14 protein-coding genes are annotated in these 14,340 nt (G+C 61.7%); 10 read left to right on the forward strand and 4 right to left on the reverse strand.

Translation table 11 applies throughout. The features are described 5' to 3' along the window. Nucleotides 1–751: 751 nt before the first annotated feature. Nucleotides 752–1,744 (forward strand): DUF4148 domain-containing protein, encoded by a 993-nt coding sequence (locus P0D71_RS21205; RefSeq protein ID WP_408297655.1) that lies wholly within the window; start codon nucleotides 752–754, stop codon nucleotides 1,742–1,744. A 63-nt stretch (nucleotides 1,745–1,807) separates the two neighbouring features. On the opposite strand, the gene surE is transcribed toward P0D71_RS21205, so the two are convergent. From surE to P0D71_RS21220, 3 genes are all read right to left on the reverse strand, one after another. Beyond that, nucleotides 1,808–2,587, reverse strand: coding sequence for a 5'/3'-nucleotidase SurE (gene surE, locus P0D71_RS21210; protein ID WP_408297657.1), 780 nt, complete (start codon nucleotides 2,585–2,587; stop codon nucleotides 1,808–1,810). Nucleotides 2,588–2,735: 148 nt separating this feature from the next. Further along, nucleotides 2,736–3,476: an LrgB family protein gene (locus P0D71_RS21215; protein ID WP_091808206.1), complete on the reverse strand. Its 741-nt coding sequence runs from the start codon at nucleotides 3,474–3,476 to the stop codon at nucleotides 2,736–2,738. Then, the gene (locus P0D71_RS21220; protein WP_408187414.1) at nucleotides 3,476–3,844 is read right to left on the reverse strand and encodes a CidA/LrgA family protein; all 369 of its coding nucleotides are present in this window, start codon (nucleotides 3,842–3,844) and stop codon (nucleotides 3,476–3,478) included. Before P0D71_RS21220 ends, P0D71_RS21215 begins: the two co-directional genes overlap by 1 nt. Before the next feature lie 187 nt (nucleotides 3,845–4,031). Here P0D71_RS21220 and P0D71_RS21225 point away from each other — a divergent pair, with 187 nt between their 5' ends. Together P0D71_RS21225 and P0D71_RS21230 are read left to right on the forward strand one after the other, a co-directional pair. Beyond that, nucleotides 4,032–5,204, forward strand: a complete 1,173-nt coding sequence (locus P0D71_RS21225; protein ID WP_408481946.1) for an epoxide hydrolase family protein — start codon at nucleotides 4,032–4,034, stop codon at nucleotides 5,202–5,204. A 553-nt stretch (nucleotides 5,205–5,757) separates the two neighbouring features. After that, the gene (locus P0D71_RS21230) at nucleotides 5,758–6,732 is read left to right on the forward strand and encodes a hypothetical protein (protein ID WP_408481948.1); all 975 of its coding nucleotides are present in this window, start codon (nucleotides 5,758–5,760) and stop codon (nucleotides 6,730–6,732) included. A 49-nt stretch (nucleotides 6,733–6,781) separates the two neighbouring features. Here the strand turns inward: P0D71_RS21230 and P0D71_RS21235 are convergent, their stop codons facing one another. Beyond that, nucleotides 6,782–7,867 (reverse strand): TIGR03118 family protein, encoded by a 1,086-nt coding sequence (locus P0D71_RS21235; protein WP_408297661.1) that lies wholly within the window; start codon nucleotides 7,865–7,867, stop codon nucleotides 6,782–6,784. A 223-nt stretch (nucleotides 7,868–8,090) separates the two neighbouring features. On the opposite strand from P0D71_RS21235, the gene P0D71_RS21240 reads away from it, so the two are divergent. From P0D71_RS21240 to P0D71_RS21270, 7 genes are all read left to right on the forward strand, one after another. Next, nucleotides 8,091–8,705 carry an HAD family hydrolase gene (locus P0D71_RS21240; protein ID WP_408481950.1) on the forward strand — a complete coding sequence of 205 codons (615 nt, stop codon included), beginning with the start codon at nucleotides 8,091–8,093 and terminating at the stop codon, nucleotides 8,703–8,705. Between the two features lie 46 nt (nucleotides 8,706–8,751). After that, nucleotides 8,752–9,087: an ArsR/SmtB family transcription factor gene (locus P0D71_RS21245; RefSeq protein ID WP_408187937.1), complete on the forward strand. Its 336-nt coding sequence runs from the start codon at nucleotides 8,752–8,754 to the stop codon at nucleotides 9,085–9,087. Further along, nucleotides 9,084–9,536, forward strand: a complete 453-nt coding sequence (locus P0D71_RS21250) for an SRPBCC family protein (protein ID WP_408297665.1) — start codon at nucleotides 9,084–9,086, stop codon at nucleotides 9,534–9,536. The genes P0D71_RS21245 and P0D71_RS21250 overlap by 4 nt, the downstream gene beginning before the upstream one ends. A 39-nt stretch (nucleotides 9,537–9,575) precedes the next feature. After that, nucleotides 9,576–10,214 carry a glutathione S-transferase family protein gene (locus tag P0D71_RS21255; RefSeq protein WP_408481952.1) on the forward strand — a complete coding sequence of 213 codons (639 nt, stop codon included), beginning with the start codon at nucleotides 9,576–9,578 and terminating at the stop codon, nucleotides 10,212–10,214. Nucleotides 10,215–10,250: 36 nt separating this feature from the next. Next, the gene (locus P0D71_RS21260; RefSeq protein WP_408481954.1) at nucleotides 10,251–10,460 is read left to right on the forward strand and encodes a hypothetical protein; all 210 of its coding nucleotides are present in this window, start codon (nucleotides 10,251–10,253) and stop codon (nucleotides 10,458–10,460) included. A 130-nt stretch (nucleotides 10,461–10,590) separates the two neighbouring features. Then, complete coding sequence (locus tag P0D71_RS21265) at nucleotides 10,591–11,580, forward strand: aldo/keto reductase (protein ID WP_408481956.1); 990 nt, start codon at nucleotides 10,591–10,593, stop codon at nucleotides 11,578–11,580. 583 nt (nucleotides 11,581–12,163) lie between these two features. After that, a partial coding sequence (locus P0D71_RS21270) for a M1 family metallopeptidase (protein ID WP_408481958.1) occupies nucleotides 12,164–14,340 on the forward strand: 2,177 nt, incomplete at its 3' end.

Below are 14,340 nucleotides of genomic sequence, written 5' to 3' on the forward strand. Positions count from 1 at the left end.
TGATAGAGTCAATAGCAGAGGCGTTGTTGGCCTCGTTGTCGCCTACGGATGCGGAAATCGATATGAATAATATTATTAATTCCGCAGACCTGTATCAGTACTTCCCCCGGATTGTTCGGCGGCGAAGATCGCGCTAAGCGAAGTCAGGAAGGGCGGGTATGCGGATCGGGTCGCTGTCGTGTTCGTGGTCGATCCTTGACGAGGACGCAGTCATGATCCGTTTTTCATCGACGCTGGCGGCGCAGTCGGCACGCTCGCCGTACAACCACGCGGGCACCGGACGGGCGGCCCTGTTTGGCTATATGGAGTAGGGCGAGACGATCGGCGCCAGGTCGATGTTCGGCATCGCGCTGATTGTCGGCAGTTCGATTGCCGGCGCGACACGCGGCACGCAGGGAGAGAGAGGAGTCGCGCATATAGCAGGTCTCACACTAGCCCGCCGCAAACGCTACGATTCTGTATCGTTTCGCAGTTCCAGTAATCATCCTAAGAAAGCAGCGCAACCAGTCCTTTTAGGCCAACAGAATAGGCGCCATCGGACAATTCGACGTCCGAAGCATATAAATAGAAAATGGACGCATCCAGTTCGCGCGCGCTTTCGTAGGTGCCTTATTCGGCCGGACCTTGCGGCCGCGAATTTGCGGTCGTCGCGGCGGCACTGCGTGCACGATCGCCGCTACCCTCTGATGATTTCGGGCGCATTTGCAAAACTCGCAACCGCGCACGCTCCACGACTGGAAGGGGGCATCCCATGCATAGCGAACCCAGGAAGATCGTTCTTACAGGACTCGTCGTCAGCGCTGTTGCAATCGCGGCATATGTCTCGCATGCGGCCAAACCGTGGCTGTCGACGGACGAATTCGACACGGCGCGCAATGAAGCGCCAGTTCATCAAACGCGCGGCGACACCACCAGTGGTGCGGTGATATCCGGACCGGCTGCTGCTCGCAGCGATGCAACGAGCGCGACGGGCACGACCGGCACCACCGCCACGAGCCTGCAGGCGGCGCGCGACAGTCTGCAACGCAACGATCTTGCCGGCGCGCAGGCGCAACTGGACGCGGCTCGTTCCGCACATCAGGACGATGCTCAGGTGCGCGCACTGCAAAGAGAAGTGCAGGCGCGTGCCGATAATGCGCAGCACGCAACGACGGTAGACCGTGTCGAGAAGACGCTGCAACCTGCTTCGAAGGCGGCACGAACGTCGTCGTCATCGATAAGACACGGCCGGTCGCGCGATATCCGAGTTGCCTCCCGCGAAGCAACCCATTACGCGTCGAATCATGTCAGGAGTCAGGCGGCGCTGGACAAACTGGTGGCAGGCCTCGACAGCCGTAGCGCGCCGAACGCGAGGGCGGTGGTCACCGGTGGACCGCCTGCGGTCGGCCAACCGTCGACTCCAGCTGCAGCGCTGAATGCGCCGCCGAGCTTGATCAGCGCGCCCGTTGCCGCGCCGGCACTATCTATCCAACCCGCGCCGCAAGCGCCGCTGGAGGTACCCACAGCACCAGCGCGCCCGCAAGCCGAACTGACGGCGCAAACCACGGTGCTGTCAACGCCGGTGGTCCAGTCCACGTCTGCGGGCAACGCGGTGCTGAAAACGGACGGCGGCCCGAAAACGCGTGCACAGGTGCGCGCGGAGATCGAGCGTGCCCGTGAGAACGGCAGCCTTCCCGCGTTCGGCAATCCCGATCCCGCGGGTCCAGGTGGCGCGCCGAGCATCACCGGCGCGCCACGTCCGTAAGGCCAGGGAGACGGACGATTGGCCATGCGCTGAACCGCTGACTATCGGCCATATATTGAAGGGCTAACTCAACGAAGCCGCGAGCCGCGCGAAGATGGGCTCGTCGGTGCGGTCGAAGGCGAGCGGCGTGACCGACACGCGTCCTGACGCCACCACGGCCGTTTCGCTGTCGGGATCGTTCGCGCGTGCGCCCCGTTGAAAGCGCAACCAGTGATAGGCCATGCCGCGTGGATCGACTTGCGGCAACACGTCGATATCTTCGACGAGCCCGACGCCCTGGCGGGTCGGCGTGAGTGGGCCGGCGTGGGCCGCGTCGACATCGGGGAAGTTGATGTTCAGGCAGGTGGGCGCGGCATGCTCAATGGCGAGCAACTGGCGGATCACGCCGGGCGCGAGCGCGCGAGCCGTGTCCCAGCGCACGTTGTCGCGGTTGCTGAAGGTCTGGCTCAGTGCGAACGACGGCAACCCCAGCAGCAGCCCCGTCATGGCGGCGCCGACAGTGCCCGAGAACATCGTTTCCACGCCGAGATTGCCGCCGCGATTGATGCCGGAAAGAATCAGCGTGGGCGGCGCGTCGCGCATCAGGTGGCGTACGCCCATCACGACGCAATCGCCGGGCGTGCCCGCCACGCCGAAACGTCGCTCGCCCTGGCGGCTCACCCGTAGCGGCGAATGCAGGCTAATCGAATGCGACGTGCCGCTCTGATCGTGCTCGGGCGCGACCACCCAGACTTCGTGCGCAAGCTCGGCAGCGACCGCTTCGAGTACGGCGAGGCCGGGCGCGTCGATACCGTCGTCGTTCGTCAACAGCACGCGCGGCACTTTGGATTCATAGGCAGACATCGCAGCAAACTCCGTTCAGTCGGTGAGGGAAGCCGTCATTATCCAGCCAACGGCAGGTGCATGCCAGGAGGCGGCCGGCGAGCCTTGCAGCCAGTCGGCGGTTTCAGCATCATTTAACCGGCCAGTCAGCATTCAGTCGCTCAGCGACTCACCCAATCACCCACCGCGCCGCGAGCGGCATCAACACCGGCACCACGAACGCGGTGAACACGCCGTTGAGCCCCATGCCCAGGCCGGCGAACGCGCCCATTTCCTCGCTCACCTGAAAAGCGCGCGCCGTGCCGATGCCATGCGACGCGATACCCAGCGCGAAACCACGCACCTCGGGTTCCGCGATACGCAGGGCGTTGAGAATGGCGCGCGCGAACACGGCGCCGAATACGCCGGTCGAAATGACGAGCACGGCCGTCAACGAGGGAATGCCGCCGATCTCGGAAGCGACCGCCATCGCGATCGGCGTGGTCGCCGATTTCGGCGCAAGCGACGCGATCGTTTGATGCGACGCGCCGAACAGCGCAGCCACGCCGACCGCCGAAACGATGGCCGTCAATGACCCGGCGACGAGCCCGCCGATCAGCGGCAATGCGGAGCGGCGCAGTTTCGGCCACTGCCGGTAGAGTGGCAGCGCGAGCGCCACCGTCGCGGGACCGAGCAGGAAGTGGACGAATTGCGCGCCTTCAAAGTAGGTCGCGTAGGGCGTGCGCGTCACTTCGAGCAGCGCGACCAGCAGCGCCACCGCGATCAGCACGGGATTGGCAAGCGGATTGAAGCGCGCCTTCGCATAGATGGCCTGGGCGATGAGGTAGGCGATCAGCGTGATCGTCAGCCCGAGCAAGGGAGTCGCGGCGAGATAGACCCAGATGGCGCCGAGCTTCGGAATGGCGGTCATTACACGGCCTCCGTAACGGATGGATCGCGGCGCTGGCGGCGCATCAGCGCGCGCGTGACGAGCGCCGCCACGGCAATGGCGAGAGACGTGCTAACGGCAATGGAGACGATCACCGCGACGGCGTCGCCACGAATCCGGCTCGCCGACACCATGATGCCGACGCCCGCCGGAACGAACAGTAAGGACAGATGGCGCAGTAATTCGAGCGCGGTCGGCTCGATCGCATCGGCGGATTGCGGGCGCAGCATGAGGAAGCCGAATAACAGCAGCATGCCGATCACGGGCCCGGGCACCGGTATGTGGAACACATACGAAACACCTTCGCCGAGGCACTGGAAGGTGAGCAGAACAGCGAGCGCTCCAAGCATGGCAGTCTCCAGGACGCAAAACAGAAAATGCGCCATTGTGTACCATGCAGTTTGCCCTGTGCTCGCTCGATGACTCAATGCCGTGACTCAGCCGGCTAACTCAGCCTCCTCGTTGAACGGCGTGTGCGAAGTTCGTTGTCGAGTCAGGCGAGCACGCTAACCTTCCCGCTGCGCCGGACGACTTGCCATGCAGATAGAACCGTTTCAGATTGCCATTGCGGATCATGACGTCGATGATCTTCGTCAGCGTATTCGCGCGACCCGCTGGGCGCCGGCAATGCCGTCGCCAGCCTGGCAGCAGGGCATCGACGCGACGTGGCTGCGCGAACTGGCCGCGTATTGGGCCGGGCATTTCGATTGGCGCGCGGCCGAGCGCGGCTTGAATCGACAGCCCCAGTTTTTCGCCAATGTACAGGGTCAGCGCGTGCATTTCGTGCACCGGCGCGGCGTGGGTCCCGCGCCTTATCCGCTGGTGATCACGCATGGCTGGCCGGGATCATTCATGGAGTTCCATGCGTTGCTCGACCGCTTGTGCGACCCGGCCGCGTTCGGTGGCGATTCCGCCGACGCCTTCGATGTCGTCGTGCCTTCGCTGCCCGGCTTCACGTTCTCGCAGGCGCCCGCTCAACCTGGCATGTCCGCGTTTCAGGTGGCGGACGTGTGGGCGTCGCTGATGCACGGCCTCGGTTACGAGCGCTTCGGCGCGCAAGGCGGCGATCTCGGCGCTGGCGTGTCGATCGCGCTTGCCGCGCGGCATCCGCGAGTCGTGGACGGCATTCATCTCAACTTCCTGCCGAGTTCGTATGAGCCGGCCATCGGCGCGGCGCAGATGCCGCTCACGGCGGCAGAGGAAAGATTCTTGCGGGAGAAGAACGAATGGGCCGCGCTCGAAGGCGGCTATGCGCACATGCACACCACCAAACCACAGACGCTGGCAGCCTCGCTCAATGATTCGCCTGTGGGACTGGCGGCATGGATCGCAGAGAAGTTTCGCGCATGGAGCGATTGCGAAGGCGACGTCGAGAGTGTGTTTTCGAAGGACGAACTGCTCACTAACATCTCGCTCTACTGGCACACCCAATGTATCGGCACGGCGATTCAGATGTACTGGGAAAACCGTCTGCAGCCGATGCGCTTCGCCGAAGGACAACGTGTTGTGCCGCCTGTCGGCTTTGCGCACTTTCCGAAGGAAATCAATCATCCGCCGCGCAGTTGGCTCGAAAGAACTTTCAATGTCGTGCAATGGACCGACATGCCGGCGGGCGGACACTTCGCAGCGATGGAAAAACCGGATTTGCTTGCCGCCGACATTCGCCAGTTCTTCAGGCCGATGCGGCCAGCCGCAACATCGCTAGGTTGATTGCGACTGCGCTGGCGCCGCAAAGCGGTGTTTGTCTAGACAACACATTGCTGCCGAGCTATTGAGGCGCCTGTTTTCTTTTTCGATAAAACGCAAAGCGGAGGCGGGCACGCCGGAATCAGGCAATCATGGGACTTTAGCGTCGCAAGCGGCCCACGGCGGCAATCCGAAAAAACGCGTGTGCAGGTAGCTAACAAGTAAGTTATTCGCGGACGCTCAATCATGCATCTGCAATTATTGCGAGAAGCCCACGGTCCATGTGGACCTCGGCGGCTCACGCGTCGCGTCTCTCTGCTTTTTGGCGGAAAGGCAATGCAAGGACGTGAAACGATAGTTCAAACGTGATATCTGCGCCCCGGCTCATCCGACTCCATCGCCGCAGATCTTCGCACCCGGTTCGAATCTGATGGCGAGATGGCTCGAACCGCGGTTTCCAATACTGCGCACCTTGTGGGGCAGTTCCACCTCAAGGCAAGAACATATAGATCAACCTCCGACAGCAACGGCGGCGCGCCAGAAGGCGATCTGTCGCTAGCGCATGGTGAGGAACAACGTGAATCTTTTTCCTTGCACTCTCGTTTATGTGGATGTCGATGCGGAGCCGGGCCCCAACTCGACGAATCGCGATCCGCTCTCGTACGTAAGCCAGGCGATCTGCCTGAATAACAGCTTACGGCGCGTGGGCATGCCGACCCTGACCATCATGACCAACGCGCCGGTGCTCGTCGCGCGCCGTCTGGAAAGTATGCCGGCGGCGAACCGGCCGGCAGTAGCGACACTTACGGCGACGATCGAGCTACCGAAGAACACGCCGTTCTACGCCGCGCATTTCAAACTCGATCTGATGGATCAGGTCGCGGCGACTCTACCCGCCGACACGATGATGCTATTGCTCGACGCCGACATGGTGGCCCTGCTGCCGCTCGCGCCCGACCTGATCGAGCGATGCGCGCAAGCCGGCCTCGGCGTATTCGACATTTCGGATCAGGTCTTTCCGGCCTACGGCAGCGAGCGTGTGGTCGCGGATCTGGAAATCGTCGCTGACCGCCGGCTCAAAAATCCTCGCTGGTATGGCGGCGAGTTCATGCTTGCGACGCCGGCTTCGCTGCGTCGGCTGGTGCCGCGCGCGCGAGCCAGTTACGCACGCTACCTCAGTGAAAGCGCGCGTCTGAGGCATCACGGCGACGAAGCGTTCATCTCGGCCGCGCTCAATGCGCTGGGCGACGAAGGGCAGGTGCTGATCGAGGTCGGCGCATATCAGGCGGTAGGTCGTCATTGGCCAGGCAACAACTATCGAGACGTGCGGTGGTTTCGCTGCTGTTCATTCGTCCATTTGCCGGGTGGCAAGGCGTTGCTCGAAAAGGAAGCGCGTTTTGACGATTTCGTGCCGGACCGTTTCTGGCGCCACATGCGCGTCGCGCATGTGCGTGGCCGCGTGCGCCACGCCCTGAAGCGGATCGCGAGGATGCTGAGCGTAGGGCGGCTCGCGTCGTTGTCCGCGTATGCATTGCGCAGCGTGAAGAGCTAGCCGCGTCGCTTACCCATGCGCCGCGGCAAGCGCTCCCGCGCGCCGCTCGTCACATTTTCACGTCGATGCGTCCATAAACCCCGTTCGCTTCGTCATTCGGACCGGCCGCGAAAAACAGCGTATTGACCGGCTGATTGCTGAGCCCGTTACCGAACGCGATGCCCCACAGACCGTGCTGGACGAACGCGCTTCCGTCAGGCAGATTGATCGCGCCAAGCGATTGACCACTGACCGGATCGAAGGCGTTGATCGTGCCGTCGCCGAAGTTCCCAACCAGCACGTCGCCGCTAAACCGTCCAAAATTGGCTGGCGCCTGCGTGATTCCCCACGGCGCATTCAGCGCGCCCGCCGAAGCGAAACGCTGCAGCAGGTTGCCTGCCGTATCGAAGATATCGACGAAACCGAGGCCGGCGCCGTCGAGGTTGTCGTGCGCCTCTGCGTCCTGCTTGGCGTAGGTCACGAAGAGCTTCGCGCCGATTGCCTGAATACCGAACGGCGCAAAGCCTGCCGGTATCGACGCATCCTGAAACTTGCCCGACGTTGCAACCTTCGTGAAGCTTCTGTCGAATACGTCGATTCTGTTGTTGTGAAAGTCGGTGGCGTAGAGAAAGTTGGCGCCGCCGTTGCTGGCCAGCGCCAGACCTTTGTAGACCGCGCCGCTGCTGCCGCTGTCGAACACGACGAATGCAGCGGTCGGGGCGACCGTCGGAGCCCACGCCGTAATCGTGCCGCCTTCGCCAGCAAAGATGAAAGCGCCCACGCCGGACTTGCCGCCTTGCGTCACGACGAAGTCCGTCGTGCCATTGAAGACGATGCCGGTTGGATTCGCCGGCCCGTTTGTTCCGTTCGGAATGCTGACGACTAGAGACTGTGGCGTGCCGTTGCCATCGTAAAGCGTCGCGCGCGAGGTGGCGTTGTCCGCGACCCAGACGAAACCCTTCGGATTAAACGCAACGCCCCACGCGTTTTTCAGGTTAGGGTCGGTATGCGCTGCCGCGACTGCGCCGTCCGATACGAGCGCCGTCGATGTATACGACTGCATACTGACCGAGTTGGAACCGCCGCATGCCGCGACGAGACTCACCAACGCCACGCCGCTCACGGCGACGCCCAATGCCTTAAGCACAGATTTCATGGCCACACCTCTCTGTTCTGACCGATGGTCATTGCGCTTATTGAACGCGCGGTGTTGCAGCTTTATTCCTGTGGCGGAAAAGTTTTTTTTGGCCTGTCCCGGCGAGGGTTCGTTGCAGGCATTGGCGGTTTTGTCGAGGCACAATGGAAAGAGGCGACCGTTCGGCGTCATTGCGCCGTGTGGTCTCTCCGTTCCTGAAACGTTTCGACGTGAGGCCGATAGCATGACCGCATCCATCACGCTGGTTCTGTTCGACATGGAAGGTGTTCTGTCCTATTACGACCGTGACGTGCGGGCTGAACATCTGGCGGCGTGCGTGGGGTGTACGCCGCAAGCCGTGCGTCACGCGATCTGGGGTTCGGGCCTCGAAGCGCGTGCGGATGCAGGCGAGATCGGCGATGACGAGTATTTGCGCGAGTTAGGCATTCTGTTGAATCACCCGATCAGCCGCGACGACTGGCTTGCTGCCCGTCACGCGTCGCTTACGCCGAACGAGGACGCGCTCGCGCTGGCCGCGAAAGTCGCCGAACGCAGCCGCATCGCGGTGCTGACGAACAATTGCCGGTTGTTGACCGATAACATTGGGTATCTCAATCCCCCGGTGGCGCGGCTGTTCGGCTCGCATGTCTATTCATCGGCGTTGTACGGTGCCGCGAAACCCGCACCGCAGACCTATTTGCGTTGCGTCGATCAGCTTGGCGTACCACCGGCCGAAACGCTGTTCGTCGATGACACGGACGCCAACGTGAACGGCGCGATCGATGCGGGACTGCAGGGTCACAGGTTTGTCGGTGTCGACGCTCTGTCACACGAGTTGCAAACGCGTGGATTGATCTAGCCAAAACGACCTTGACTCCGCGCGTTCAGCGTCTATAGTTCACCATATGGTGAAGTCTCCAGTCAGTCAACTTGATCGTACGTTTTCCGCCCTCGTGGACCCCACGCGGCGGGCCATCCTCGCGCGTCTCGAGCGCGAGCCCGGTCTGTCGGTCACGGAAATCGCGCGTCCGTTGCCGCTCAAACTGCCCGCCGTCATGAAGCACCTCGACGTGCTGAGCGACGCGGGTCTGGTGGCGCGCACGAAGCATGGCCGAACTGTCACGGTGGAACTGGTCCCCGGGCCGATGGAAGAGGCGATGGCGTGGTTGCGGCGCTATGAACGCTTCTGGTCCGCGAGCCTCGACCGGCTTGCCGATTTTGTGGAGGGTGACGAGGAATGATCGAGGAAAAGCCCAGCCTGACCCTCGTGCGGCGCATCAAGGCACCGCCCGAAAAAGTCTACGCGGCATGGACGCGGCCGGAGTTGATGGCGCGTTGGTGGGGGCCCGACGCCGGACCGGTGTTGAGTGCCGAAGCGGACCCTCGCGTGGGCGGTCGCTTTCGCGTGGTGTTCCAGACGCTGGATGGCGAAACGCACGACTGCCGCGGTGAGTACCAGGAAGTCGAAGCAGACCGCAAACTCGTATTCACATGGGAGTGGGTGACGCTGCCCGAACGCCGGTCGCTGGTCACGATCAGGTTTCGCCCGATTGAAGAAGGCACCGAACTGAATTTCACGCACGCGCAGTTCTTCGACGAAGCCGCGCGCGACGGTCATCGCACCGGCTGGAGCGGTGCATTCGAGAAGCTGGAAGCACTGTTCGCCGAGCTGGAAAACGCGGGCGAATAAAGCACATTCCGGGCAAGTCAACGCATATCGAGGTCCACCATGAAGCTCTACTATGCTGAAACGCTGTCTCCCAGAAAAGCCTGCGCAATGGCTGGGTACTTAGGTTTGCCAATCGAATACGTCTTTGTCGATCTACGCAAGGGCGAGCAGACGAGGCCCGCCTATCTGGCGATCAATCCGAACGGCAAGGTGCCATGTCTCGTCGACGGCGATGAGAGCATTTGGGAATCCGATGCGGTTATCTGCCACCTTGCGCAGCGCGCCGAATCCAGACTGTGGCCGCGCGACGCACAGCAGCAGATCGAAATCACGCGCTGGTTCAGCTGGAACAATCAGCACCTATACCGGCACGCGGGTTCGCTTTATTTCGAGTATCTGATCAAGCCGTGGGTCGGACTCGGCGCGCCCGAGCCTTCGAAGGTCGCTGAAGCTCAGGGGTTTTTTCGCAAACATGCCGCCGTGCTAAACCAGCATCTGAAGGGGCGCGAGTGGCTGCTGGGTGATGACATGTCGGTCGCGGATTTCTCCGTTGGCGTCACGCTGCCGTACGCAAAAAGCGCTGCGATGCCGCTTGACGAGTTTCCGGAAGTGCAGCGCTGGCACGATCAGTTGAACGCGATCGATGCATGGCGCAATCCGTTTCCGGCGCGGCCAGAGCGCGCCACAGCGAATGCTTAAGGAGGCGTCATGTGCTGCGCGATAGTTGCCCTCACAATGACCTTGCTGTCCAGCTGGCAAAGCGTGTCGGGTTCGCTCGCCGGTCGAGGCGGGCGGCTGCGCCGGATCGCGATCGTGGTCGTCGCGATCGGCGCCGCAGCGGGGTCCGCCATGGCGGCAGATCAGTTCGCGGCGGCAGGTCGTGGCGAGTCGTCTTTTATGGCGTGGCTTGGCAGCATGCCGATCTGCGGTCGCTTCATCCGCTAGCGGGGTGTTGCGCATGATCGCGCAAGTAGAACACTTTGCGGCTGTGCCGCATTAGCCGGCGCTCAACGTGCCATGCCGATTTGCCGTATCGTACAGAGTCACTGTATTGCGCGCGAATGGAGGGCACGTCATGGCACTTTCGTCGAAAGACGCTGCAAGGCTTTCCGGCAGACGCCGTTTTCTGCACACAGCGAGTAGCACGGCAATCGGCCTGTCGGCTTCGCTTGCTTTGCCGAGGCTGGCCCCGGCGCAAACGCCAGATCAATCTCAAACCGAATCCACGACGCCGTTGCCGCGCATGGCGCAACGCGTGATTCCCGCGACTGGCGAACGGCTGCCCGTGGTCGGCTGCGGCACGTGGCGTACCTTCGATGTCGGCAACGATCCCGCCGCTCGCGCGCAACTTGCCGGCGTTCTGCGCATTCTGTTCGAGGCCGGCGGTTCGACGATCGATTCTTCGCCGATGTACGGTTCTTCGGAAGCGGTCGCCGGTGCGTTGCTCACGCAACTCGACGCGCACAATAAAGCCTTCGTCGCCACCAAAGTCTGGACCGAAGGACGCGAAGCGGGCATCGCGCAAATGGAAGAATCATTGCGTCGCTTTCAGCAACCGCGCATCGACCTGATGCAGGTGCATAACCTGCTGGACTGGCGCACGCAACTCGCCACATTGCGCGACTGGAAAGCGCGCGGCCGGATTCGCTATATCGGCATTACGCACTACACGTCTAGCGCATTCGATGAAGTGGCGGCCGTCATGCGCAACGAAAAGCCCGACTTCGTACAGGTCAACTACGCGGCGGACGACCGCGCCGCGGAGACGCGCATCTTGCCGCTTGCGGCGGAGTTCGGCATTGGCGTGGTGATCAATCAGCCCTTCGGCGGTGGCGGCCTGCTTGCACGCGTCAGCAAAACGCCGCTGCCTGGGTGGGCTGCGGAAATCGGCTGCACGAGTTGGGCGCAGATTCTGCTGAAGTTCGTGCTCGCGCATCCGGCGGTGACGGTGGTGATTCCGGGCACCGGGCGTCCGCAATACATGGCAGACAATGTGCGGGCCGGTTCGGGCCCATTACCCGACAAGGCCATGTGCGCGCGAATCGTAGCGGCGGTGAACGGATAGCGCATTATTCGCGCTGAATCCTTTTCTGAACTCTCCAGCTAGTTCAAATTAAAAACCTCGCCGTAGGTTATTCAGCTGCATGGTCGCGCCATAACATAATCCGAAGAAAAGAAAAATAAGCTTTCCCGTAGTTGACGGCGATATTGCGAGTCTTAGAGGATTAACTCGACCTCATTACCGAAGCCATTCGGTTCGCATACGCATTGCCCGGCTGAAAGAAAGTTTGTGAAAGGAAGTTGACACGGGAACGTTTGCCAAACTAGGCTACGCACTGTCGTCAAAAACTGATCTCGGATTTCGCTATCTGCCCGGAGACGCAGGTAAGCCGCCGCTTTGCCGGTCAGTTAAACGATTGAATGAAAGCCGACAAAAACGGCCGAAGCTGTCTTTGTGAAAGAATTGTAATAAACGCGTAGCGCGATTTGAAAATCAGCCACAAGTGCTGAGGCGCCAACACGTCCATATATTCTCGCTAGCAATTCGGTGCTAGTGCGGGAGACCTTTTTCTCTGAAAAACAGAGAAAACAAGCTGAACCACTCAACGCACTTTCTTTATACCGATATTGTCAGTCGAGGATTAATAATGCGTATAAATTTCCGATTGCAGATGCAGTGCCTCGCACTCGCCGGAATTGCGGTTCTGGCGGGATGCGGCGGCAGCGACGGCTCGTCGTCGTTGGCGAGCAAATCCGGGCAGACACCCGCGACCGCGCCGGCTGCCTCCGAGGTGGCGCTGACCCCGCCCGCCGCGCCGGTCGTTGCGGACACATCGATCAACAAGACGGTGCCACCGGTCGAATTGCCCGACACGGTTACGCCGATCAACTACAAGCTCTGGTTCCGGCCGAATCCCGCGCTGTCTTCGTTCGATGGCCGGGCCGACGTGCAGATCAAGGTGCAGAAGGCGGTCAACGCGATCACCATCGCCGGGCACCGGGTCAAGTTCACGAATGGCTCGATCACGCTTCAGCCGGGCAACATTGCGTTGATCGCCACGCCGCAGGACGACGGCGATTTCTACCAGCTTCGCCCCGTGAGCGGGCAGATCGCCGCCGGCAACTACTCGCTGCATATGGAGTGGAGCGGCATCATCAACTTCAAGACTTATGACGATCCGGTCGCGAAGACCGGCGGCAGTTGCGGCGATGATTCCTATCCGGGTTGCTCCGCGGCGGAAGGCGTGTTCCGCGTCGATCTGAAGTCAACGGATGGCACCACGAGCGGCGCGATTCTCACACAAGGCGAATCGAACCTGGCGCGCCAATGGTTCCCCGGCTGGGACGAGCCGGCCTTCCGGCCGACCTACGAGGTGAGCGCGGAAGTGCCGCAAAACTGGAACGTGGTCTCGAATGCGGCGGAGAAGCCCGCGGTCAACGTGGATGCAGGCTACAAGCTGGTGTCGTTCGAAAAGACGCCGCCCATGCCGTCGTATCTGCTGTTTTTCGGCGGCGGCCAGTTCGACATTCTCGAAGACGACTTCACAAGCCCGCTGCCCGACGGCAAAGGTCTGCATCTGCGCATCTTCACACCGCCCGGCATGCGCGATTGGGCCAAACCGGCCATGCAGCAAACCAAGCAGGCGCTCGATTACTACTATCGCTACACCGGCATTCCGTTGCCGCTCACCAAGTTCGACACGATCGCGGCCAACGACGCGTTCAAGGAGCAGAAGGACCTGAACTTCGGCGGCATGGAGAACTGGGGCGCGATTCTCGAATTCGCCGACGATATTCTGCCGGCGCCCGGCACCACCATGTCCGATTACGGCGTGACGGTGCTCACGCACGAAGCCGCGCACCAATGGTTCGGCGACCTCGTCACGCTCGACTGGTGGGACGACGTCTGGCTCAACGAATCGTTCGCGACCTTCTTCGAGAACAAGACCAAGGTGCGCTTCTTCCCGGACCGCTTCAGCTGGGTCGACGACGTGAAGAACAAGTACGCTGTGATCAATGCGGATCTGAGGTCCACCGCGTTCCCGGTGCAGCCGAACTTCAACGGCTGGGCCTCGAACGACTTCGTGCTGAGCGCGAGCGCCTTCACGTACGACAAGGGTGGTCACGTGCTGAAGATGCTGGAGAACTATCTCGGCGAAGAAGTCATGCGCAAGGGCCTGCAGTCGTACCTTGCCGACTATTCGCTCGGCAACGTCACGCCGAAACGTCTGTGGGACGAACTGGCGAAGGTTAGCGGTCAGCCGATGGTGGCGATCGGCGACAGCTTCGTGCGGCAGACCGGCGTACCTCTGATTTCGCTCGATACGCAATGCGATCTGACGACCAATCAGACCGTGGTCACGCTGAAACAGGCGCCGTTCCCGAACCAGAATCAGTATCCGGGTACGCAGTGGACCATTCCGCTGACGCTCGCGTACGGTGACGGGCTGACTTCACGCAAGACGCTGGCGATGAAGGACACGCAAACCCAGGTGCGTCTGAACGGCTGTTCCGCGGTGCTCGCCGATCCGAGCGGTCTCGACTACTACGTGACCAACTACAGCAACAATGCATGGAGCCAGCTGCTCGCGCAGGGCAATGCGCTGAAGGATCCGGTGCTGCTGACCAGTCTGCAACTCGAGGCGAAGCTGCTCGTGAAAAACGGTCTGGCGGATCCGTCGCGCGCCACGAGTATCGGCTCGCTGAGTCCGGCGGCCGCGCCGCTTGCGCATCAGTTGATGATGGCAACGCCGACGACGCAGTCGCTGCGTCCGACGATCCGCTATCAAGGCAAGTTGCGGCAGAAGCCACAGGCGCAGCAAGC

This window comes from Paraburkholderia sp. RL17-383-BIF-A, assembly GCF_046028015.1.
GTDB lineage: Bacteria > Pseudomonadota > Gammaproteobacteria > Burkholderiales > Burkholderiaceae > Paraburkholderia.